Raw genomic sequence first — 21519 nt, forward strand, 5'->3', positions numbered from 1 at the left:
CAGCAGATGTACGGCTGCTTCGGGAGCTTTCCGCAGGGTTTCCCGTTCGCCGGTTGTACGGCGCAAGGTCAGACAGGGATCTCCGTCCGGTACCCCGGGACCGCTGTTCTTGGGGCGCCCCTCGACTTCCCCCTCACCCCCAGAGGACCTCACCCCATGGCTGAACTCAACCGTCGCAGGTTCCTGCAGATCGCGGGCGGTACGGCCGCCGCCACGATGCTGAACGAGAGCATCGCCCGCGCCGCCGCCATTCCGGCGCAGGGCGGCACCGGAACGATCCGGGACATCGAGCACATCGTCGTCCTCATGCAGGAGAACCGTTCCTTCGACCAGTACTTCGGTTCGATGAAGGGCGTCCGGGGCTTCGGCGACCCGCGCCCCGTCCTCCAGGACAACGGGAAGTCGGTCTTCCACCAGTCCAACGGGACGAAGGACATCCTCCCCTTCAACCCGCAGGTGGACGACCTGGGCATGCGGTTCGTCGAGGGCCTCAACCACGACTGGGCCGGCGGCCACGCGGCCTACAACAACGGCAAGTACGACAAGTGGGTCCCCGCCAAGACGGCCACGACCATGTCGTACATGACGCGGAACGACATCCCGTTCCACTACGCCCTCGCCGACGCGTTCACCGTCTGCGACGCCTACCACTGCTCCTTCATCGGAGCCACCGACCCGAACCGCTACTACCTGTGGTCGGGCCACACGGGCAACGACGGCACCGGAGGCGGACCGGTCCTCGGCAATCAGGAGGCCGGTTACGGCTGGAAGACCTACCCCGAGCGGCTGGAGGCGGCCGGGGTCTCCTGGAAGATCTACCAGGACGTCGGCGACGGCCTGAACGCCGCGGGCCACTGGGGCTGGATCGGCGACGCCTTCCGCGGCAACTACGGCGACAACTCGCTGCTGTACTTCAACTCCTACCGCAACGCCCAGCCCGGCAGCGCCCTGTACGAGAAGGCCCGCACCGGCACCGACGCCAAGTCCGGCGAAGGGTACTTCGACCGACTGCGCGCCGACGTCGTGAACGGCACCCTGCCCCAGGTCTCCTGGATCGCCGCGCCCGAGGCCTTCAGCGAGCACCCGAACTGGCCGGTCAACTTCGGCGCCTGGTACATCGCGCAGGTGCTCGACGCGCTGACCGCGAACCCGGCGGTGTGGGCGAAGACGGCCTTCTTCATCACGTACGACGAGAACGACGGCTTCTTCGACCACGTGGTGCCCCCGTACCCGCCCACCTCGGCCGCCTGGGGCCTGTCCACCGCGGACGTCACGAAGGACCTGTACGCGGGCGGCGGGGGCTATGCCGCCGGCCCCTACGGGCTGGGCCCCCGCGTCCCGATGATCGTCGTCTCCCCGTGGAGCAAGGGCGGCTACGTCTGCTCCGAGACCTTCGACCACACCTCGGTGATCCGCTTCATGGAGCAGCGCTTCGGGGTCCGGGAGCCCAACATCTCGCCGTGGCGCCGCGCCGTCTGCGGGGACCTCACCTCGGCCTTCGACTTCACCAAGGCGGACGCCTCCCCGGCGGCCCTGCCCCCCACGGCCGGCTACCTCCCGCCGGACCACGACGCCCACCCGTCCTACCACCCGGTACCGCCGGCCACCGGCGCCCTGCCGAAGCAGGAGGCGGGCTCCAAGCCGACGCGCGCACTGGGCTACCAGCCGTACGTGGACGGCAAGGCCACCGTCTCCACGGGGAAGTTCACCCTGACCTTCGCCTCCGGGCCCACCCTGGGCGCCCACTTCCACACCACCTCCGGCAACCGCACGGACGGGCCCTGGCCCTACACGGTCGAGGCGGGCAGGACCCTCTCGGACACCTGGAGCACCAGCGCCTCCACCGGGAACCAGGTCAACCTCACGGTCTGGGGCCCGAACGGCTTCCTGCGCACCTGGAAGGGCCCCGCCAAGAAGGCCGGCCCCGAGGCCACGGCCCGCCACGACGCGACCGCCGGGAACCTCGTGCTGACCCTCGCCAACGCGGGCACGGCGGCCGTGAACCTCACCGTGACCAACACCTACGGCGGCGCGCCACAGACCTTCAAGGTCAACCCCGGCACGACGGTGACCCACCCGGTCGACCTGCGCGCCACGGGCCGCTGGTACGACGTGAAGGTCGTCTCGGACGCCGACGCCGGCTTCCTGCGCCGCTTCGCGGGCCACGTCGAGACGGGAGCCCCGGGCGTCTCCGACCCGGCGATCAAGACCGTGTGACGCGGTCGTCCGGTACGCGCGGAATCCGCCGCCCCCGGGACCTCCCGGGGGCGGGATGTCGACGTCACGGTGTGATGGTAGGCCCGGTGGGCAGAACGTAGGGCGTCGACGCCCTCACTTTCCGTCACCGAAGGAGAACGCATGGCCATCGCCCACCGCAGGATCGGCACCGGACCCGTCCGCGCGATCGTGCTGCACGACTGGTTCGGCACGTCCGCCAACTGGGGCTCGGTACTGGACCACTTGGACCCGGCGGAGTTCAGCTACGCCTTCCTCGACTACCGCGGCTACGGCGACCGCCGGGACGTCGTCGGCCGGTACCACCTCCCGGAGATCGCCGACGACGTCCTGGAACTGGCCGATCAGCTCGGCTGGGACACCTTCTCCCTGCTCGGCCACTCCATGGGCGGCAAGGCCGCCCAGCAGGTGCTGGTCCGGGCGCCCGAGCGGATCGAGAAGCTGATCGGCGTCAATCCGGTCCCGGCCGGCCCCTACCCGATGGACGACGCCACCCACGCGCTCTTCCACGGCGCCGCCGCCGACGAGGACAACCGGCGCGCCATCCTCGACCTCGTGACCGGCAACCGCGCGACCCGCCACTGGATCGACCGGATGGCCGCCCACTCGATGGCCGTCTCGCTGCCCGAGGCCTTCGCCGCCTACCTCGCGAGCTGGGAGTCCCTCGACCTGTCCGCGGCGGTCAAGGGCAACACCGTCCCCGTGCTGGTCCTCGTCGGGGAGTACGACCCGGCACTGAGCGTCGAGGTGATGCGCGCCACCTGGCAGGCCTGGTACCCGCACTGTCGGATCCAACCGCTCCCGGGCGCCGGCCACTACCCGCCGCACGAGACACCGGTCGCGTTCACCGCCGCGATCGAGGCCTTCCTGCGCGGCTGAGGCGGGGCGGTCGGCGGCCGTCCGCGACCCCGGAAACGCCTGTGAGGGGTACGAGGAAACCTCGTACCCCTCACGGGACCGGACAGGGTGAGTGACGGGACTTGAACCCGCGGCCACCTGGACCACAACCAGGTGCTCTACCAACTGAGCTACACCCACCACGAAGGGCGGCGGACCACCCGTTCGACGTGCAAGCACAGCATAGCCGATCAGCGGGGTGCTCCCGCGACTCCGTTTCCCCGCCTCCCGGCCTCCGCGCCCCGCACGTTCCGACTCCGCCCCGGCGGATTTCGTGCGGCGCGGCCCCTGCCGCCGTCGCGTGCCGCACGGCAGGATCCCCGTATGGACCTCGACCCGCTCCTCGCCGACACCGAGCCCTTCACCGCCGCCGACTACGCCGCCCGGATGGCCGCCGCCGCGCGGGCCGCCGCCGAGGCGGGGCTGGCCGGGTTGCTGATCGCCCCCGGGCCCGACCTCACCCACCTCACCGGGTACCGGCCCGTCGACACCGAGCGGCTGACCCTGCTCGTGCTCGCCGCCGATCGGGAACCGGTGCTCGTCGTGCCCGCCCTGGAGGCCCCCGACGCGGTGAAGGCCCCCGGCGCGGGAGCCCTGACCCTGCGCGACTGGGCCGACGGGAAGAACCCGTACGACGCCACCGCGCCCCTGCTCGACGCGACGGGCCGCTTCGGTGTGAGCGACAACACCTGGGCCCTGCACCTGCTCGGCCTGCAACGCGAGTTGCCCGGGACCGCCTACGCCCCGCTCACCGACGCCCTGCCGATGCTCCGCGCCGTGAAGGACCGGCGGGAACTGGCCCGCCTGGCGTCGGCGGGGGCCGCGGCCGACGCCGCGTACGCGCAGATCCTGCACGTCCCCTTCGCCGACCGCAGGGAGAGCGACGTGGCCGCCGACCTGGCGGCGCTGCTGCGCGTGCACGGTCACTCGCAGGTGGACTTCACCGTCGTCGGCTCCGGCCCGAACGGCGCCAACCCGCACCACGAGGCAGGAGAGCGCGTCATCCGGCACGGGGACATGGTCGTCCTCGACTTCGGCGGCCTCCTGCACGGGTACGGTTCCGACATCTCCCGCACCGTGCACGTCGGCGAGCCCACCGCCGAGGAGCGGCGGGTCCACGACGTCGTCCGCGAGGCGCAGCGGGCGGGCGTGGCGGCGGTCCGGCCCGGGATCGCCTGCCAGGACGTGGACCGGGCGGCCCGCGCGGTGATCACCGAGTTCGGCTACGGGGACCGCTTCATCCACCGCACCGGCCACGGCATCGGCGTCACCACCCACGAACCGCCCTACATGATCGAGGGCGAGGAGCAGCCGCTGCTGCCCGGCATGTGCTTCTCCGTCGAGCCGGGGGTCTACCTGCCCGGTCGCTTCGGCGTCCGCATCGAGGACATCGTGACGGTGACCGACGACGGCGTCCGCCGCCTCAACAACGCCCCGCGGGAGATGGCGATCGTCGAGTAGCCGGCCGCCGCCGCGAGCCGGGCCCTACGGGCCCAGCACCACCGCCGACTCGCCCGGCACGTGGATCCGGCCGTCGGGGCCCGGGTGGTCGACGGGCTCCCAGGCGGCCAGCACCCGCACCCCGTTGCGGCCCAGCGCGATGGTCACCGGCTCCCGCGAGAAGTTCACCGCCACCCGGACCTCACCGCGCCGGAACGTCACCCAGCGGCGCTCCTCGTCGTGGGCGACCCGCACCGCCGCGAGATCCGGGTCGCGCAGGTCCGGATGGGTGCGGCGCAGTGCGATCAGGGTCCGGTACCAGTCCAACAGGCGCGTGTGCGAGGGCTGTTCGGGCTCCTGCCAGTTCAGGCAGGACCGGTCACGGGTCGCCGGGTCCTGCGGGTCCGGGATCTCCTCCGCCTTCCAGCCGTGCGCCGCGAACTCCCGCCGCCGGCCCGTCCGCACGGCCTCCGCGAGCTCCGGGTCGGGATGGTCGGTGAAGTACTGCCACGGCGTGCCCGCGCCCCACTCCTCGCCCATGAACAGCATCGGGACGAAGGGGCCGGTCAGCGCCACCGTCGCGGCGCACGCGAGCAGGCCCGGTGACAGGGAGGCCGACAGCCGGTCGCCCAGCGCCCGGTTGCCGATCTGGTCGTGGGTCTGGGTGTAGCCCAGGAAGCGGTGCGCCGGCGTGCGGCGGCGGTCCACGGGCCGGCCGTGCGTGCGGCCCCGGAAGGAGGACCACGTGCCGTCGTGGAAGAAGGCCCGCGTCAGCGTCTTGGCGAGGGCGCCGATCGGGGCCGCGGCGAAGTCGGCGTAGTACCCCTGGGACTCGCCGGTCAGGGTGCAGTGCAGGGCGTGGTGGAAGTCGTCGTTCCACTGGGCGTGCAGCCCCAGCCCGCCGATGGACCGCGTGGTCGTGACGCGCGGGTCGCACTGGTCGGTCTCGGCGATCAGGAACAGCGGGCGGGCGGTCTCGGCCGCCAGCTCGTCCACGGCCGCCGCCAGCTCCTCCAGGAAGGTGAGGGCCCGCCCGTCGGCCAGCGCGTGCACGGCGTCCAGGCGCAGACCGTCGATCCGGTAGTCCCGCAGCCAGGCCAGGGCGCTGCCGATGAAGTACGCGCGGACCTCGTCGGAGCCGGGAGCGTCCAGGTTCACCGCGGCGCCCCAGGGCGTGTGGTGGGACTCCGTGAAGTACGGGCCGAAGACGGGGAGGTGGTTCCCGGAGGGCCCGAGGTGGTTGTGGACCACGTCCAGCACCACGCCCAGCCCGGCGGTGTGCGCCGCGTCCACGAACCGGGACAGGCCCGCCGGCCCGCCGTACGGCTCGTGCACCGCCCAGGGGGCCACCCCGTCGTACCCCCAGCCGTGCCGGCCCGGGAACGGGCACACCGGCATCAGCTCGACGTGCGTGACGCCCAGCCCCGCCAGGTACGGCAGGCGCCCCGCGGCGGCGTCGAAGGTGCCCTCCGGGGTGAACGTTCCGACGTGCAGCTCGTACAGGACCGCGTCCTGGAGCGGGACGCGGGGCGCCGGAGCGGTCGGGTGCAGCGCGGCGACGTCGACCACCGCGCTGTGGCCGTCCGGGCCGTGGGGCAGCCGGCGCCCGCGCGGGTCCGGGCGGACCACCGGATCGTCACCCAGCAGGAACCCGTACTCGTCCCCGTCGGCGGCCGGCGCGTCGACCAGCCACCAGCCGTCCCGGCCCGGTTCCGGGTCGGGTGTCATCTCGTAGGCGGTGTCGTTCAGTCGCATGGCGACCCGACCTGTCAGCGGTGCCCACACCTCGAACTGCACGGACGGTCCCCTCGTCTCCGGCGGTACCCAGCCTGCGTTGTGCGCCCATCATCCCGGCCCCGGCGGGGGAGTTCTGGACACTTCGTCCCCGACGGGCCGACAATCACCCTGTGACGTCGAGTTTCGAGTACCCCGGCTTTCCCGCGCCCCGTCTGTCCGACGCCGAGCGCGACCAGGCGCTGGGCCGGCTCAGGGAGGGCGCGGCCCTGGGAAAGTTGTCCCACGACACGTTCCTGCGGCGGATGGAACTGGCCCTGGTGGCCCGCCGCGCCGAGGATCTCGCGGTGCTCACCGCCGACCTCCAGAGCCGGCGGGGCACCGAAAGCGCCTGGACCCGTCGGTTGTTCGGCTGGGTGGGCCGGGCCTCGGCCGTGAGCGTCGGCGTCCGCAAGGCCTGGCACGCCGAGCGCCTGCCCAAGCTCCTGCTGCCGCATCCCAGCGCCCTGCCCCTCGCGATCGGGCGCGACCCCGGCAACGGGCTGCGGCTCACCCACGAGACGGTGTCCCGGGCGCATGCCGAGCTGAGCCTGCGCGACGGCCTGTGGGTGCTCAAGGACCTCGGCTCCGCCAACGGCACCACCGTCAACGGCCGCCGGGTGACGGGCTCGGCGGTGGTTCGGGAGGGTGACGAGATCGGCTTCGGCCGGATGACCTTCCGCCTCTCCCTCGACTGATTCGCGCGGACGGGCCGGAGCGGCGGGGTCGGGGTGCGCGGGGTCAGCGCCGGCGCGTGGCGAGCACCACCAGGCCGGCAAACCCCTCGCGAGTCAAGGACAGGTGCGAGCCGCCCGGGTTCTTGCTGTCGCGAACCAGTACGGCACCGAGAGTGCTGTCGAGCGTGTCGGCGACTTCCACGCAAGCGCCGCCGTTGTCGCTGTAGCTGGACTTGAACCAACGGGGGGTCTCGGTCACGACGTGCCCTCTCGTATCTGCCTGATCATGGCCACGGAATCCGGTTGCGACAATGCATGGGCCTGCAACTGATGGTAGGTACTCAGTATGGGCGCCACGAACTTGCCGTCACGCTCCAGGTGCCCTCGGGTGGCGGACTCGGCATAGGCCACGATCGAGCGGTCGGGCATTGTCAGAATGTAGAGGGGCAGGTTGAAGGCGCGCCGTACTCCCATGCTGAACGGAGCCAGTTGGAACACGGTGTCCGGCTGCTCGGCGAACTCCATCAGCCGTGATAGCTGTGTGTCCCACTCGGCAACCGAGCCGATCGGTCGACGGACGCAGCTTTCGTCCAGCACGGCCATGACGAGTGGCGCCGGCGTCCGCCGTAGCGCGTGCTGACGTTCGATCACCACGTCGACCCGCTCGCGTGCTTGCTCCGCGGTGATGGTGCCGCGCTTGACTGCGCTCTGGGTCAGAGCTTCCGCGTACGCCTCGGTTTGAAGCAGCCCTGGGATGATGCCGGTCTCGAAGTAGCGGACCTCTGCCGCACGTCCTTCGGACAGCACGTACTCGGGGAAGCCTTCAAGGAGTGATCCGCTCTTGATGCGGAACACGTCGTTGGCCAGCGTCTCGCCTGTACCCGCGAGTTCCAGCGCGCGATCGGCACGTTGCGCGAACTTGACAGTTGGAGCGCGGTTCGCGTTCTCAACCCCGGAAATATGTGATGCCGAATATTCCATTCGCTCGCTGAGGTCATCGAGCGTCCATCCGCGTGCCTCCCGCAACCTGCGTAAACGTGCGCCAAAGGCGGCACGAGGACTGGCGTCGGGAGTCAACTCATTCCTGTTCACGGGTGCCTCATTAACTTTCAGTCATAGCCTGGACAGTTGATAGATCCCAGACTCTAGGTCACGCTGAATCGCCTTGGTAGTGGAACGGCTACGGAGAGGAGTCGCGATGTCCGAGTGCCCGGAGCCGGAGTCGCCGGAACGGCGTGCGCGCGCCGTGGTGGTCATGGGGGACGCGTTGGCAGAGCTGGCTGCGGCCATCGAACGTGACGAACCGCGGCCGGACTGGGGGGACATGCCCCTCATCCACTGCTGCCCGGAAGCACTCGCCCTGGCCACCGCGGTGATGCGCAGGCGTGCGGGGGAGCGTGAGCGGTGACCGGCGACGACGAGCACAGGGACCACGTGCGAAGGACCAGGAGAGGTGCGCTCGCCGTCACCCTCGGGGCCGCCGCCTGGATTGTCGCCGTGGCGTGGATCGTCGCCCGGGGGTGGGGCGCGTGACACCCGGGCGGTACGTCTGTGACGCGCGAATCCGGGTGAGCGTTCCGGGACTGCTGATGCTCCTGCTTCGGATCGGCGCCGACGGCGACACCGTCCGAGACGCGGCATCGCACGGCGGTGATCTGCGGTGCGCGTTGGAGACGCATGAAGGTCCCCATGCCGAGATTCTGTGCGAGAACGACGAAGAGGGGTCGGCCCTCTGGGCGCGGTGGACGGGTCAGGGCCCGCTGGACGAGTTGATGTGGCTGCCGGACTGCCCCGCCGGTGACGACACCCCCGGCGGGGCGGGCGACGGTTGTTGCCGGTTCCTCGGCCACCAGGGGGGCCACACCTGGGAAGTCATCGACCCCGAACTGGAGCGGTATCGGGCGGTCGTTTCCGCGCTGGAGGCGCTGACGTTCGGCCACGAGTGGCCACCTGTCCCCTGACCGGTTCCGGTCCACGGGCCGCCGCGGCTCGCCCGACCATCGGGCGGGTTCCTCCCCGGTCGTGAAGCGGTGGAAGGTGTCCGGGCGGTGGGACTACGCCCGCCCCGGTTCCCGGTGCCGCTTGGCGTACGACCAGGTCACCGAGGTCATCAGGGCCGGGATGGCGAACAGCGGAGCGAAGAGGAAGGCCCACACGGTCTGTGCCGTGTCACTCGACATGTACGTCTGACTCTCGACCGTGAAGGCGACCACGAGTTGCCACAGCGCCACCAGGACCAGGGCCGCCGAGGCGGTCCAGGCCACCCTGGTCATCGCCCGGGGGCGCAGTGGCCGCCACCGGTCGCTGACGAGTAAGAGAGGGAACAGGGAGCCCAGTTCGGCAAGGACGGAGAGGCCGACGACGTAGGCGATGCCCCAGCCCGGTATGTCGAAGACATCGCGCAGTACCTGTTCGCTGTAGCCCACGTGGACACCGGATGCCATGGCGATGCGCCACAGGCCGGATGGAACCGCGCACAGGGCGATGGCGTGGGCGGCACGACGAGCCCAGAGGGGGGCGGGCGCTGAGACGGGAAGCGAAGGGGGCGCTGTGGTCATGACATGCATCCTGGTCCCGGACGGGGCAGTCGCACGTCAATCGTCACGGCGGACCGTATCCGTCCCGCGGGGGATGGTCCGCCCGCCGGAGGAGACCTGAGGAGGACTCCGTCGCCGGACGGACCGGGTCTATTGTGTGCGTGAACCAGCCTTCCCCGGCGGGAGTTCGACGACCGGGCCGCACGGTCGGATGCGGCGCGACGGCGCCGGGGCCGGGGACCGGTACGTCGCTCGCCGGCTCGGCGACCGGCATGTCACGAGAGCCCTTCCGGCCGGACGACGCGCGGGCCCGAGGGCGCTGCGAACCCGACCCTCGGGTCCGTGCCGGGTGGGAGCGGGCGTGCGGCCCGGTGCGGCCCGCTACCGGTTGACCGCCGTGAGCCGTTCGTAGGTGGCCAGCACCGTGCGGGACTGGTGTTCCACCTGCGTGGCCACCGGGATCCAGCGCGCCTGGAAACGGGCCGCGAACTCCTCGCACCACCCCGTCACCAGGCGATCCAGCCCCGGCGCCGCCGGATGCCCCTGCGCCCGCAGCACGCGCAGCAGCATCGCGGCGGCGCGCAGCGACAGCCGCCGCCCGAACGCGTCGATGCTGCCGATGTGCGCCGTCGTGGCCTCGGCGGGCGCCCCGGGGCCGGTCCACTCGACCGTGATCCGGGGGATCAGGGCGAGCGTCCAGTCCACCGCCCGCAGCAGCGGCGCGGTGTCCGGGTCCACCGCGTACACCCCCTCGCGCACGGCGGCCACCCGGTCGGCGTCCCCGCTGAGCCGCCCGGCCAGCATGCGCAGCGCGCGTCGCGGGTCCGGGTGCGGGGCCGGGTCGTCCACCAGGTCGGAGGCCCACATGGGCACTTCGACGATCGCGGTGGTACCCGCGTACCGGTGGGCGTGGTACCAGGTGCTCAGCCGGGTGTCCTCCGGGTGGAAAGCCCCGGCCGCCTCGGTGCCCGGCTCGGGCATCACGAAGATCCCGGGCCCGGGAGAGGGCCACCCGGTGGCGTCGGAGGCACCCGTCTCCACCGGGATCCGCAGCTCGGCCGCCGACTTGGCGAAGGGCTCCGAGAGCCCGGGTATGTCCTGCGTGAGCTGGACCCAGGAGCCGCCCAGGTCGGTGCCGTGCAGGGAGATCTGGAGTACGGGGCGCAGCTCGTCGATGAGCGCGGTCAGGGCCAGGGTCTCGGGCGGCAGCCGGTCCGGGGGCAGTAAGGACGGTGCCCACTCGGGCTGTTCGGGCCCGGGGGGCCGGAAGAAGTTCCGGTGGTAGTCGAGGAGGGAGTACGGGCGGGGAGTGAGGTGCAGGGCCGCCCCGTCGGGGTCCGCGCAGAGCAGGAAGTGCCAGCCGCAACCTGCCCGGGGGGCGAGGTCGCGGATGACGCGCCGGGCCAGGGAGAGGGCCGTCGGGCCGCCGACGGGTTCGTTGGCGTGCGCCCCGGCGACGACGAGGACGTTGCGGCCCGGCGCGCCCGCCCCGGCGGGCTCCCCGCCGACGGAGAGCAGCCACAGCGGCCGGCCGGCCCGGGAAGCGCCGACTTGGCGCAACCGCACCAGGGCGGGATGTTCGTCCGCCAGGGCGCGTGCGGCCAGGGCGAGTTCGTGCGGAGTGGGGTAGCACATGTCTCGTAGGAGGGTCACATGTCTGCCATGCCCGTCGCGCACACCCGCTACTGCTCCGGGCGCCCCGCACTTCCCCCAATCCCGGGGAAACCCCTGGCCAACGCCTCGCCTTCGGCGTGCTCGCGTCGGTCAGTCCATTCCGACCAGGCAGTAGACGTACTCGTTGAGGGGGATCCCGTTGCGGGTGTAGCTGTAGGAGAAGGCGTACTCCGTCTTCGGGTTGTCGTTGCAGCGGTTCAGGTCGGAGGTCATCGGGATGCTCTCGATCACCCGGTAGTGCGCGTCGGACGCCGAGCAGGGGACCTCCCGGACCCCGGTGACCCGCTGGGCGGTCGTCGAGTCCGGCAGCGTCCCGTTGAGGCAGGTGCCCCGGTCGAACGGGCTCGGGGCGGCCTCCGACGGCGACGGCGCGGGGTCGGGTACGGACGCGCCGGTCGACGTGGTCGACGTGGGGAGGGCCACGGGGGGCGGGGCCGGCGCGGGGGACCAGACGCTGACCGTGGGCGTGGCGGTGGGCGTCGGGGAAGCCTCGCCCTTGTCGTCGTCCCCGCTGTTCAGCAGGACCACGCCGACGATCACGGCGGCGAGGACCCCGACCGCCACCAGGCACCCCTTGGCGCCCGACTTGGCCGAGGCCGCGGGCTGTCCCGGGGCCGCGCCGGCGACCTGGCCCACCCGGATGCGCAGCAGTACGTCGGTGTCGCCCACGCGGGCCCGGACGAGTTGCCCGTCCGTGCAGGAGGGGATCCGCAGGCGGGCGGGCCCCGACGCCAGAGCCACCGTGAGGATCACGCCGTGGGCGGCCTGCTGCGGGGTGATCGTGAGGGGGATCTCCTGAGGCGACACCGGCTGCTCCCAGAGTGGTGGTGGTGCGGACGCTGTCCGACGAACCCGTGGGATTCTGCCCACCCCGCGCACGGTGACGCAGGCATTCCGGCTGAAGTCCCCCCGAACGTACGTCCGTTGACCGGACTCCCGGGTGCCCGCCGGCCCCCCCTCCCGGAGGCGCCCGGGAGGGGGTGCGGCCGTGCTACCCGGCCGACTGCGACCGGAGCAGCACCACCGCCGGGCGGTCCGCCAGCAGCACCGACAGGGCGACCTCGCCCTCGTGCACGTCCCCGTACGGCAGGGACGTCCACCGCCCCGCCGGCAGGGTCAGCGCGGTGCCGCGCCAGCCGCCCGCGCCCGCGAGCCGGTGCGAGAGCCGGGTGGCCACCGCGATCAGACCGGACGACCGGGCGAAGGCCACGCAGTGGTCCGCGGCCGGCCCCCGGGCGGCCAACGGCGTGTACCCGGTGAACAGGCCGGGGCGGGAACGCCGCAGCCGCAGCAGCGTGGTGGTCAGGGCGAGCTTCTCCTGGGCCACGCCCCGCGGGGTCCCGCCCGCGTCGAGCAGGGCCGCGGCCTCGCGCGGGTGGACGGAGGGCCGCCGGTTGTCGGGGTCGACCAGGGCCCGGTACTCGCTCTCCTCGCCCTGGTACACCTCCGGAACCCCGGGCATCGCCAGGTGGAGCAGGGTCATCCCGAGGAGGTTGGCCCGGGCGGCCTCCCGCAGTTCCGGCGGGAGGTCCGCGGGGAGCGCTCCGGGCCGGGACGCCGCCCCGGTGATCCCCGCCTCGTACCGCTCGTCCGGTTCCGTCCAACTGGTGTGCAGCCCGGCCTCACGGGCCCCCTTCAGCAGGGCCGCCGACAGGCGGGGCCCGCGTTCCGGGACCTCCCCGAGGCCCAGGGCGGTCTGCCGCGCCACCCACGCGGCCCGGGGGTCCGGGCCGCCGTCGGCCGGTCCGGCCATGTGCCCCGGAGCCTGCGAGAGGGTCGAGATGCGCGCCCGGACGTCCGCGCTCCGCTTGGTGTCGTGGGTGGACAGCACCGTGCCCGAGGCGGGCCAGTCCCGTTCCAGGTCGGCGCAGTACGCGTGGAACCCGGCCACGGACACCGCCGGCCGGCCGGGCTCCCCGCCGACCTCCGTGGCCGACAGCAGCGGGGCCCAGCGGTAGAAGGCCCGGTCCTCCAGCGACTTCGCCCGCAGGGCGGCCGAGGTCTGGGCGAAGCGGGCGGCGAAGGCGGGGTCCCGCGCCACCAGGTCCCGCACGCCGGCCACCGCGTGGGCCCCGACCCGGGAACCGGCCCGCTCCAGCGCCTCCGGGGGCATGTCCGGCTCGCCGGGGTACGGCCGGTACACCGGGTACTCGATCAGCAACTCCCTCACCGCTGCACCCAGATCGGCGCCGGCGAGTCGCTGGAGCGTCGCCAGCTCGGCCGCCAGATCGCCGGTCAGCACCTCACGCGTCGCCGCTGCCGCGGTCTCCTCCCAGGAGGGTGCCCCGGTGGACTCCCGGTACAGGCGCGCCAGTTCGTCCACCCCGGCCGGATCGGCGAAGACCCCGTCCACCCGGTGCAGCGCGTCGTACCCCGTGGTGCCGGCGACCGGCCAGCCGGCGGGCAGCCGCTCCCGGGGGGCCAGGATCTTCTCCACCACGATCCAGCACTCCTCGCCGACCTCCGCGCGCAGCCGCCGCAGGTACTCCCGCGGATCCGCCAGCCCGTCCACGTGGTCGATCCGCAGCCCCGACACCACCCCGTCGCGGACCAGCTCCAGCACCTTGGCGTGCGTGGCCGCGAACACCTCCGGGTCCTCCACCCGCACCCCGATCAGATCCGAAATGGTGAAGAAGCGGCGGTAGTTCAGGGCGGTCCGGGCCTCGCGCCAGCACGCCGGCCGATACCACTGTGCGGCGAGGAGCTCCGTCGTCGGCAGTGCGGCCGTTCCCTCCCGCAGCGGGAACTCGTGCTCCCCGCAGCGCAGCACCCCGCCGACGACCTTCACCTCGCCCGGGTCGAGCGGTTCGGCGAGCACCGGCAGCAGCACCTGCCCGTCGCCGGCCTCCCAGTCGATGTCGAACCAGGCCGCGTACGACGACTGCGGCCCCTCCCGCAGCACCTCCCACAGCGGCCGGTTCAGCCGCAGCGGCGACGGCACCGCCATGTGGTTCGGCACGATGTCGAGCACCATGCCCAGCCCGTGTTCCCGCGCGGTCGCGGCGAGGGCCCGCAGCCCCCGCTCCCCGCCGAGCTCGGCCCGCACCCGGGTGTGGTCGGTGACGTCGTACCCGTGCGTGGAACCCGGCACGGCCTCCAGTACCGGCGACAGGTGCAGGTGGGACACGCCGAGCGAGGCGAGGTACGGAACCACCGCCCCGGCCGCCGCGAACGGGTACTCGGGGCACAGCTGGAGACGGTAGGTGGACGCCGGAGTGACGGATGTCGGAACATCGGTTTCCGCTTGGCTGCTCAAGTACTCCTGGGTCATGAGAACGTACGTACCCAGCCTGCGGGATTCCGTGCCATGACCCAATGCATCCGGGTGACTGCACCGGGTTAACGTTCCTCGGGTGTTTGGAACCGTCGACACCTATCGCAAAGTCATCGCCCTGACCGGGCCCCTTCTGCCGCTCGTCTCCTTCCTCGCCCGACTTCCCGTCGCGATGTGCCAGTTCGGCAGCGTGCTGCTGATCGCGAAGACCACCGGCTCCCTCGCCACCGCCGGGATCGTCGGGTTCGCCCTCTCCGCCGGACAGGTGGCCTTCGGGCCCGTCCTGGGCCGGCTCGCCGACCGCCGCGGGCAGCGCCCCGTCGTCCTCGGCGCCGTCGCCGTCAACGCGGTCGCCACCGGCGCCCTGGTCGCCGGGGCGCTCGGACACCTCGACACGGTTCCGCTCGCCTCGATCGCGGTGGTCGCAGGCGCCTCCATCCCGTTGATCGGGCCCCTCGCCCGCAGCCGCACCGTGGCCCTGGCCCGCCGCGCCGACGCCGACGAGAGCGTGGTGGGCGCCGTCCACTCGCTCGAAGGCACCCTGGACGAGGTGTCGTTCGTCATCGGACCGGCCCTCGTCGGCACGGCAGCGCTCGTCGCGCACCCCGCCGCGGCCCTCGCCGGCGCCGCCTGCCTCGTCGCCGTCTTCGGCAGCGTCTACGCCCTCCACCCGACGGCCTCCGTCACCGCCGGTTCGCCCGCCCCGGTCCGCCCCGAGGGCGGCCGGTCCCGGCCGCCGGGCATCGTGTACTCCGTGAGGGCCTCCCTCGCCCTCCAGGGAGCCGTGTTCGGCGCCTGCCAGGCCGGCATCGCGGCCCTGACCCTGCGCCTGGGCGTCCCGGGGCAGGCCGGCATCGTCTACGCCTCCATGGGCGTGGTCAGCGCCGTCGTGGGCCTGGCCATGGGCGGGCTGCCGGCCCGCTTCGGACTGCGGCTGCGCTGGAGGCTGGCCACCGCCGCGGGGCTGGCCTTCTCGGTGCCGTTGGTGTTCACCGACGGCCTGCTGCCGCTGTACGCGGTCGTCACCGTGCTCGGCGCCGCCTGCGCACCGCACCTGATCACCGCGTTCGCGCTCACCGAGCGGCACGTGGAACCCGCCCGACTCGCCGAGGCGATGGCCTTCGCCGCCGGATCGCTCGTCGCCGGCCAGGCCCTCGCTCTGGGGATCAGCGGCCAACTCGCCGAGTCGTACGGGGCCGCGGGCCCCTTCGCGCTCGCCGTGGGCGCCGCGGCGCTGTGCCTGGTCATGGCCCTGGCCACCCTGGAGCCCGCGGGCCGCCCGCACCCCGGGGCCGTCATCCCCGCGCAGGCGACGGCCCCGCGGATCGCGGCGGCCGGCGAGGAGCGGCCGACCGCCGTCGAGCGGACCTCCTACGCAGGGCGCTGAAGCACCACCATGCACCGACCCGTCAACGCCACCCGGTCGCCGGCCGCGAACTGCGGTCCGGTGCCGGGTGGCAGCACGTCCGACCGGGCCGTGTCCACGATCAGGCGCCACTGGGCGCCGTGCCCGGCCGGGATGGTGAAGTCCTGTGCCTCGGCACCCGCGTTGAACATGAGCAGGAACGAATCGTCGGTGATCCGCTCGCCCCGCGTGCCCGGTTCGGAGATCGCCTCGCCGTTGAGGAACACCGTCAGCGCCCGGGCGTGCTGTGCCTGCCAGTCACGGGCCCGCATCTCCTCGCCCTGCGGGGTGAACCACGCGATGTCCGAGAGTTCGTCGTGGGTGCCCTCCACCGGCCGGCCGTGGAAGAACCGGCGCCGCCGGAAGACCGGGTGGTCCCGGCGCAACCACACCATCTGCCGAGTGAACTCCAGCAACCCGGGCGCCGGTTTGCCCGGCTCCGGCCAGTCCACCCAGGACACCGCGTTGTCCTGGCAGTAGGCGTTGTTGTTGCCGCCCTGGGTGCGGGCGAACTCGTCGCCGTGGCTCAGCATCGGCACGCCCTGCGACAGCATCAACGTGGCGGTGAAGTTGCGCATCTGACGCGCGCGCAGTTCCCGTACCTCCGGGTCCTCCGTCGGACCCTCCACCCCGCAGTTCCAGGACCGGTTGTGGGTCTCCCCGTCCCGATTGCCCTCCCGGTTCGCCTCGTTGTGCTTGTCGTTGTAGGAGACCAGGTCGTTCAGGGTGAAACCGTCGTGGCACGTGGTGAAGTTGATGGAGGCCAGCGGGCGCCGACCGTCGTCCTGGTAGAGGTCGGAGGAGCCCGTCAGCCGTCCCGCGAACTCCGCCAGCGTGCGCGGCTGCCCGCGCCACATGTCCCGCACGGTGTCGCGGTACTTGCCGTTCCATTCCGTCCACAGGGGCGGGAAGTTGCCCACCTGGTAGCCGCCCTCGCCCAGGTCCCAGGGCTCGGCGATCAGCTTCACCTGGCTGACCACCGGGTCCTGCTGGACCAGGTCGAAGAACGACGACAGCCGGTCCACCTCGTGGAACTGCCGGGCCAGGGTGGCCGCGAGGTCGAAGCGGAAACCGTCGACGTGCATCTCCGTCACCCAGTAGCGCAACGAGTCCATGATCAGTTGGAGCACGTGGGGGGACCGCATCAGCAGGGAGTTCCCGGTGCCGGTGGTGTCCATGTAGTGCCGGGGATCCTCCGCCAGCCGGTAGTACGAGGCGTTGTCCAGCCCCCGGAAGGACAGCGTCGGCCCCAGGTGGTTCCCCTCGGCCGTGTGGTTGTAGACCACGTCCAGGATCACCTCGATCCCGGCCTCGTGCAGGGCCCGCACCGCGGACTTGAACTCCAGCACCTGCTGGCCGCGATCACCGGAGGCGTAGCCGTTGTGCGGGGCGAAGAAGCCGATGGTGTTGTAGCCCCAGTAGTTGCTGAGCCCGTCGTCCACCAGCCGGTGGTCGTTGACGTACTGGTGCACCGGCATCAGCTCCAGCGCGGTCACCCCGAGCTTGGTCAGGTGCCCGATGACCGCCGGGTGCGCGAGGGCGCCGTAGGTGCCGCGGAGCTCCTCCGGGAGGTCCGGGTGTCGCATCGTCAGACCTTTGACGTGCGCCTCGTACAGGACCGTGTGGTGGTACTCGTGGCGCGGCGGTCGGTCGTTGGCCCAGTCGAAGTACGGGTTCACCACGACCGAACTCATCGTGCGGGGAGCCGAGTCCAGGTCGTTGCGGGAGTCCGGCCGACCGAAGTGGTAGCCGTACACCTGTTCGCCCCAGTCGACGCTGCCGCTGATGGCGCGCGCGTACGGGTCGAGCAGCAGTTTCGCCGCGTTGCAGCGCAGGCCGTGCTCGGGTTCGTACGGGCCGTGGACCCGGAAGCCGTAGCGCTGCCCCGGCATCACACCGGGCAGGTAGGCGTGTCGGACGAATGCGTCCGTCTCGCGCAGTTCGACGGCGGTCTCCGAGCCGTCGTCGTGCAACAGACACAGCTCGATCCGTCGGGCGGCCTCGGAGTAGACCGCGAAATTGGTGCCGGCGCCGTCGTACGTGGCACCCAGCGGATACGCCTGTCCCGGCCAGATCTGCATGGATAACGACTCTTCCCTCGATGTCGGTGGATGCCCCTGGCGATCCGGCGTACACCACGTCACTGCCAGATCTTCCCCGAAAGAGCGCCCCCAAGCGGGGACTTGGGATGCTCCTACCGGGTGACCCGGAGAGCTGATATGCGGGTCAGTGGACTGTGTGGGCATCGGATAATGGGTCAACGGGCAGCCGGTGTAAGGGCCATCGGGCTGCATCCGGCCGCGCGCGCGGAGTACCCTTCCGTGATCACTGGAGACGGGCGTCCAGACGCAGAAGGCGGTGCACGGGTGAGCTCGGGAGGTCTGGAGCTGCCCCCTGGTGACAGCGGTCACGAGGGTGGCCCGGCGGACACCGCGGGGGGCGGGCCCGCGGGAGCGCCGGCCGGGGCGGTCTCGCTGGCCCCGCCGGAGACCGGAGGAACCCGGGCCGGAGCCGAACTGGACTGGAGCACGGAAGCCTGGAGCGAGGTCCGGACCCGGGCCCAGCGGGCGGGACGCGCATACATCTGGCTGAACCTCATCGAACAGCGGCTGCGCTCGGTGGTCGGGGCGGTGCTGCGGCCGATCTACGAGCCGGCGCACGGCGGGGACGACTGGGTGGTCGCCGCCGCCGGGCCGGCGGGCCAGGAGTGGGTGCAGCGGGCGGTGGCCGTGCGCGAGGTCAGCCGGCGCAAGGGCTACCTCCTGGACTCCGCCGACGACAACGTCCTCAGCTTCCTGACGCTGCCGCAGTTGCGGGAGCTGATGGTCCAGCACTGGCCCTGCTTCGAGCCGTACTTCGACGACCGGCGGGAGATCGAGCTGGCCCTCGACGAGCTGGAGGTCACCCGGAACGTCGTCTCCCGCAACCGGGCCCTGTCGCGGGCGGTGCTGGAGCAGGCCGAGCGGGCCTCGGCGCGACTGCTGGAGGTGCTCGGCGGCGGCTCGGGCTCCCCGTCGGCCGACCGGCTGCCGATCGACGCCGTCGAGGACCTGGTCGGCGACCGGTACGCGGACGTCATCTCGGTCCACCCGGACCGGGTACGGCTCCAGCGGCAACTGCCGGCGGAAGACCTGTTCGGCGGAGCGCGCCGGCTCGACGCCATCGGCATAGGCCTCAACCTGCTGGTCCAGAACTTCTCCGGGCGAAGACTCGTACGGCTCACCGAGGCGGGCTGCCGGGTCCGACTGCTGTTCCTGAACCCGGCCAGCAGCGCCGTCAAACGCCGGGAACGGGAACTGGGGCTGCGCAAGGGGGAGCTCAGCCGGTCGGTCGAGATGAACATCCTGCACGTGCGGCGGGTCCGGGCCGGCCTGCGCGACCCCTCGCGCTTCGACATCCACGTCTTCGACGAGACCCCCCGCTTCACCGCGTACCTGGTGGAGGGCGAGTCCGCGGGGATCGCCGTGGTCCAGTCGTACCTGCGCCGGGCCCGGGGCATGGAGGCCCCCGTGCTCGTGCTGCGCGGGGGCGGGCGGGGCGTGCCCAAGGACGCCGACCACGGCCTGTTCACGACATACCGGGAGGAATTCGAATCGGTGTGGGAGGACTCGCGGCCGGTGTCGTGACCCCCGCGCCGCCGGACCGGACCCGACCCGGCGGCCGGGCTGTCAGTACCCCGTGGCAGGCTGAAAGTCGTTGACCGGAAGTTTGTACGGGGGAGGGGCGCGTCATGGTGGCGTGGCACGGGGGAACGTTGGTCGGGTTCGACGTGGAGATGACCGGCACGGATCCGGGGGAGTCGCGGATCGTGACCGCCGCGGTGGTCGCGGTGCGCGACGGCGAAGCGCGGAGCCGGTCGGCGGCCCACGGCGGAACGAGGGCCGCGTGATGAGCTGGATCAGTGGGCCGTTGGTGGCCTTCGACCTGGAGACCACGGGCACCGACGTCGAGACCGACCGCATCGTCACAGCGGCGGTCGTGCGGCTGGATTCGACGGGGGCCGTCTCGGCCGAGCGGACCTGGTTGCTGAATCCAGGGGTGGCGATACCGGAGCAGGCATCGGCGATCCACGGCATCTCGACGGAACACGCCCGCGAGCACGGGGCGCCGGCCGCTTCCGCCATAGAGGAGATCGCGCAGGCCGTCGCCGAGGGGCTGCGGCTCGGGACGCCGCTGGTGGTGATGAACGCACGCTACGACCTGTCCCTGCTGGACCGCGAGTGTCGGCGGCACGAGGTCGAGTCGATCAGCGAGCGGCTGGGCAGTGTGCCTTCGCCCGTCATCGATCCGCTGGTGATCGACAAGCACGTCGACAAGTACCGGAAGGGCAAACGGGCCCTCCACGCGTTGTGCGCCCACTACGGGGTGTCGCTCGAAGACGCGCACGACGCGAGGGCCGATGCCGTGGCCGCCGCCCGCGTGGTGCGGCGCATGGGCGAGAAGCACCGGCCCGTCGCCGCGATGCCGTTGGCGGATCTGCATGACCTCCAGGTGCGTGCGGCGGCCGAGCAGTCGGTCTCTTTGCAGGCGTACTTGCGGCGTACCGCTGATCCGACGGCAGTCGTCGAGCCGGCCTGGCCGCTCGTCCCCCGGAGGCGATGACCGCGCCGGTCGGCACTCCCCGGCCTTCCGCGAGCGGGACACCGTGCCGCATCGGGCCGCGCCGGGCCCGGGACTTCCGGTCCCCGCGGTTCAGAAGGGATGCCAGCGCGTCTCGGTGTCGCCGTCCCGCAGAGAGGCCACCCGGCGGCGGAACTCCGCCAGCGCCTTCGGGTTGTCCGGCGCGTGCTGGGAGACCCAGGCGCAACTCGCCGTCTCCCGGGCCCCGCGCAGGACCGCGCAGCCCTCCCACTCGCGCACGTCCCATCCGTACGCCGTCACGAACGCCTCGTACGAGGCGGCGGGCAGCCCGTAGCGGTCGCGGGACAGGGCCATCACCACCAGGTCGTGCTCGCGCAGGTCGCTCGACACGGTCTCCAGGTCCACCAGCACCGGCCCGTCCGGCCCCACGTGGACGTTGCGGGGCAGGGCGTCGCCGTGGATCGGGCCGAGGGGGAGGCGCGGGGTCAGAGCGGCGACCTCGCCCGCGTACGCGTCGCGGCGGGCCCTCAGGTACGCGGCGTCCGCCGGGTCGACGGCCTCGCCGGCGAACCGCAGCCAGCGTTCCACCCCACCCAGCAGGTCGCGCGCCGGCAGGGTGAACGGCGGTGCGGGCAGCACGTGGATCAGGCGCAGCAGGGCCGCGAGGTCCTCGGGACCCGCCGGCCGGACCGCGGCGGGCAGTCGGTGCCACAGGGTCACGGGGTGTCCGGCGACCAGCCTGGCCGACGGTTCGGCGGCGCGCACGGCGGGGACCCCGGCCTCCGCGAGCCACCCCGCCACGGCCAACTCTCGCTCGGCGCGCTCCAACAGCGCCGCCTCGCGGCCCACCTTGGCGACCAGGTCGTCACCCACCGCGAAGACGGCGTTCTCGCCGAAGGTCAGCAACTCGACCCCACCCGTGAGGCCCGCCGCTGTGAGTACGTCCCTGGCCCGAGCCTCGTCCATGCCTGCTGTCCGCCGTCTCTCCGGATCGTGGTGAATCCGCCAAGTCTGTCATCCCCGCGC

19 protein-coding genes and 1 tRNA gene are annotated in these 21519 nt (G+C 72.4%); 10 read left to right on the forward strand and 10 right to left on the reverse strand.

Features of this window, described 5'->3' with window-relative positions:
• Positions 1-156: 156 nt before the first annotated feature.
• Together ACQEVM_RS10085 and ACQEVM_RS10090 are read left to right on the forward strand one after the other, a co-directional pair.
• The gene (locus tag ACQEVM_RS10085; RefSeq protein WP_433077083.1) at positions 157-2217 is read left to right on the forward strand and encodes a phosphocholine-specific phospholipase C; all 2061 of its coding nucleotides are present in this window, start codon (positions 157-159) and stop codon (positions 2215-2217) included.
• Between the two features lie 141 nt (positions 2218-2358).
• A complete protein-coding gene (locus ACQEVM_RS10090) occupies positions 2359-3114 on the forward strand; it encodes an alpha/beta fold hydrolase (RefSeq protein WP_433077085.1) in 756 nt (251 codons plus the stop codon).
• Between the two features lie 86 nt (positions 3115-3200).
• On the opposite strand, the gene ACQEVM_RS10095 is transcribed toward ACQEVM_RS10090, so the two are convergent.
• A tRNA-His gene (locus ACQEVM_RS10095) sits at positions 3201-3273 on the reverse strand.
• A gap of 183 nt (positions 3274-3456) precedes the next feature.
• Between ACQEVM_RS10095 and ACQEVM_RS10100 the strand changes: the two genes are divergently transcribed.
• Entirely contained in the window at positions 3457-4593 is a 1137-nt protein-coding gene (locus ACQEVM_RS10100; protein WP_433077087.1) for a M24 family metallopeptidase, read from the forward strand.
• Between the two features lie 24 nt (positions 4594-4617).
• Here the strand turns inward: ACQEVM_RS10100 and treZ are convergent, their stop codons facing one another.
• Positions 4618-6369 carry a malto-oligosyltrehalose trehalohydrolase gene (treZ, locus tag ACQEVM_RS10105; RefSeq protein ID WP_433077089.1) on the reverse strand — a complete coding sequence of 584 codons (1752 nt, stop codon included), beginning with the start codon at positions 6367-6369 and terminating at the stop codon, positions 4618-4620.
• Between the two features lie 110 nt (positions 6370-6479).
• Here treZ and ACQEVM_RS10110 point away from each other — a divergent pair, with 110 nt between their 5' ends.
• The gene (locus tag ACQEVM_RS10110) at positions 6480-7043 is read left to right on the forward strand and encodes an FHA domain-containing protein (protein WP_433077091.1); all 564 of its coding nucleotides are present in this window, start codon (positions 6480-6482) and stop codon (positions 7041-7043) included.
• A gap of 43 nt (positions 7044-7086) precedes the next feature.
• Here ACQEVM_RS10110 and ACQEVM_RS10115 read toward each other — a convergent pair whose 3' ends face one another.
• Together ACQEVM_RS10115 and ACQEVM_RS10120 are read right to left on the reverse strand one after the other, a co-directional pair.
• Positions 7087-7281, reverse strand: coding sequence for a DUF397 domain-containing protein (locus ACQEVM_RS10115; RefSeq protein ID WP_433077093.1), 195 nt, complete (start codon positions 7279-7281; stop codon positions 7087-7089).
• Positions 7278-8114 (reverse strand): helix-turn-helix domain-containing protein, encoded by an 837-nt coding sequence (locus ACQEVM_RS10120; RefSeq protein WP_433077095.1) that lies wholly within the window; start codon positions 8112-8114, stop codon positions 7278-7280. The genes ACQEVM_RS10115 and ACQEVM_RS10120 overlap by 4 nt, the downstream gene beginning before the upstream one ends.
• A gap of 106 nt (positions 8115-8220) precedes the next feature.
• Between ACQEVM_RS10120 and ACQEVM_RS10125 the strand changes: the two genes are divergently transcribed.
• The gene (locus ACQEVM_RS10125) at positions 8221-8430 is read left to right on the forward strand and encodes a hypothetical protein (RefSeq protein ID WP_433077097.1); all 210 of its coding nucleotides are present in this window, start codon (positions 8221-8223) and stop codon (positions 8428-8430) included.
• A 181-nt stretch (positions 8431-8611) separates the two neighbouring features.
• Complete coding sequence (locus ACQEVM_RS10130; protein ID WP_433077099.1) at positions 8612-8983, forward strand: hypothetical protein; 372 nt, start codon at positions 8612-8614, stop codon at positions 8981-8983.
• A gap of 93 nt (positions 8984-9076) precedes the next feature.
• Here the strand turns inward: ACQEVM_RS10130 and ACQEVM_RS10135 are convergent, their stop codons facing one another.
• The 4 genes from ACQEVM_RS10135 to treY form a co-directional block, all read right to left on the reverse strand.
• The gene (locus ACQEVM_RS10135) at positions 9077-9589 is read right to left on the reverse strand and encodes a hypothetical protein (RefSeq protein ID WP_433077101.1); all 513 of its coding nucleotides are present in this window, start codon (positions 9587-9589) and stop codon (positions 9077-9079) included.
• Positions 9590-9940: 351 nt separating this feature from the next.
• Complete coding sequence (locus ACQEVM_RS10140) at positions 9941-11212, reverse strand: M14 family zinc carboxypeptidase (protein WP_433077103.1); 1272 nt, start codon at positions 11210-11212, stop codon at positions 9941-9943.
• A 111-nt stretch (positions 11213-11323) separates the two neighbouring features.
• Positions 11324-12040 carry an LppU/SCO3897 family protein gene (locus ACQEVM_RS10145; protein WP_433077105.1) on the reverse strand — a complete coding sequence of 239 codons (717 nt, stop codon included), beginning with the start codon at positions 12038-12040 and terminating at the stop codon, positions 11324-11326.
• A gap of 184 nt (positions 12041-12224) precedes the next feature.
• Positions 12225-14504 (reverse strand): malto-oligosyltrehalose synthase, encoded by a 2280-nt coding sequence (gene treY / locus ACQEVM_RS10150; protein ID WP_433077107.1) that lies wholly within the window; start codon positions 14502-14504, stop codon positions 12225-12227.
• Between the two features lie 82 nt (positions 14505-14586).
• Here treY and ACQEVM_RS10155 point away from each other — a divergent pair, with 82 nt between their 5' ends.
• Entirely contained in the window at positions 14587-15894 is a 1308-nt protein-coding gene (locus ACQEVM_RS10155) for an MFS transporter (protein ID WP_433077109.1), read from the forward strand.
• On the opposite strand, the gene glgX is transcribed toward ACQEVM_RS10155, so the two are convergent.
• Complete coding sequence (glgX, locus tag ACQEVM_RS10160) at positions 15879-17993, reverse strand: glycogen debranching protein GlgX (RefSeq protein WP_433077111.1); 2115 nt, start codon at positions 17991-17993, stop codon at positions 15879-15881. The two genes, ACQEVM_RS10155 and glgX, sit on opposite strands and share 16 nt — an antisense overlap.
• Positions 17994-18278: 285 nt before the next feature.
• Here glgX and ACQEVM_RS10165 point away from each other — a divergent pair, with 285 nt between their 5' ends.
• The 3 genes from ACQEVM_RS10165 (at position 18279) to ACQEVM_RS10175 (ending at position 20514) form a co-directional block, all read left to right on the forward strand.
• Entirely contained in the window at positions 18279-19538 is a 1260-nt protein-coding gene (locus ACQEVM_RS10165; protein ID WP_433077113.1) for an SAV2148 family HEPN domain-containing protein, read from the forward strand.
• Between the two features lie 104 nt (positions 19539-19642).
• Positions 19643-19801: a hypothetical protein gene (locus ACQEVM_RS10170; protein ID WP_433077115.1), complete on the forward strand. Its 159-nt coding sequence runs from the start codon at positions 19643-19645 to the stop codon at positions 19799-19801.
• Positions 19801-20514 carry a 3'-5' exonuclease gene (locus ACQEVM_RS10175; RefSeq protein ID WP_433077117.1) on the forward strand — a complete coding sequence of 238 codons (714 nt, stop codon included), beginning with the start codon at positions 19801-19803 and terminating at the stop codon, positions 20512-20514. The genes ACQEVM_RS10170 and ACQEVM_RS10175 overlap by 1 nt, the downstream gene beginning before the upstream one ends.
• A gap of 90 nt (positions 20515-20604) precedes the next feature.
• Here ACQEVM_RS10175 and ACQEVM_RS10180 read toward each other — a convergent pair whose 3' ends face one another.
• The gene (locus ACQEVM_RS10180; protein WP_433077119.1) at positions 20605-21459 is read right to left on the reverse strand and encodes a phosphotransferase enzyme family protein; all 855 of its coding nucleotides are present in this window, start codon (positions 21457-21459) and stop codon (positions 20605-20607) included.
• Positions 21460-21519 lie beyond the last annotated feature (60 nt).

The organism is Streptomyces sp. CA-243310 (assembly GCF_050936775.1).
Classification (GTDB): domain Bacteria; phylum Actinomycetota; class Actinomycetes; order Streptomycetales; family Streptomycetaceae; genus Streptomyces.

What these genes read in the sequence shown, in the direction of transcription:
- ACQEVM_RS10130 (WP_433077099.1), top strand. Translation starts at nt 8,612, where the DNA reads ATGCTCCTGCTTCGGATCGGCGCCGACGGCGACACCGTCCGAGACGCG.
- ACQEVM_RS10180 (WP_433077119.1), bottom strand. Translation starts at nt 21,459, where the DNA reads ATGGACGAGGCTCGGGCCAGGGACGTACTCACAGCGGCGGGCCTCACG.
- ACQEVM_RS10085 (WP_433077083.1), top strand. Translation starts at nt 157, where the DNA reads ATGGCTGAACTCAACCGTCGCAGGTTCCTGCAGATCGCGGGCGGTACG.
- ACQEVM_RS10125 (WP_433077097.1), top strand. Translation starts at nt 8,221, where the DNA reads ATGTCCGAGTGCCCGGAGCCGGAGTCGCCGGAACGGCGTGCGCGCGCC.
- ACQEVM_RS10175 (WP_433077117.1), top strand. Translation starts at nt 19,801, where the DNA reads ATGAGCTGGATCAGTGGGCCGTTGGTGGCCTTCGACCTGGAGACCACG.
- ACQEVM_RS10135 (WP_433077101.1), bottom strand. Translation starts at nt 9,589, where the DNA reads ATGCATGTCATGACCACAGCGCCCCCTTCGCTTCCCGTCTCAGCGCCC.
- glgX (WP_433077111.1), bottom strand. Translation starts at nt 17,993, where the DNA reads ATGCAGATCTGGCCGGGACAGGCGTATCCGCTGGGTGCCACGTACGAC.
- ACQEVM_RS10090 (WP_433077085.1), top strand. Translation starts at nt 2,359, where the DNA reads ATGGCCATCGCCCACCGCAGGATCGGCACCGGACCCGTCCGCGCGATC.
- ACQEVM_RS10100 (WP_433077087.1), top strand. Translation starts at nt 3,457, where the DNA reads ATGGACCTCGACCCGCTCCTCGCCGACACCGAGCCCTTCACCGCCGCC.
- ACQEVM_RS10170 (WP_433077115.1), top strand. Translation starts at nt 19,643, where the DNA reads ATGGTGGCGTGGCACGGGGGAACGTTGGTCGGGTTCGACGTGGAGATG.
- treY (WP_433077107.1), bottom strand. Translation starts at nt 14,504, where the DNA reads ATGACCCAGGAGTACTTGAGCAGCCAAGCGGAAACCGATGTTCCGACA.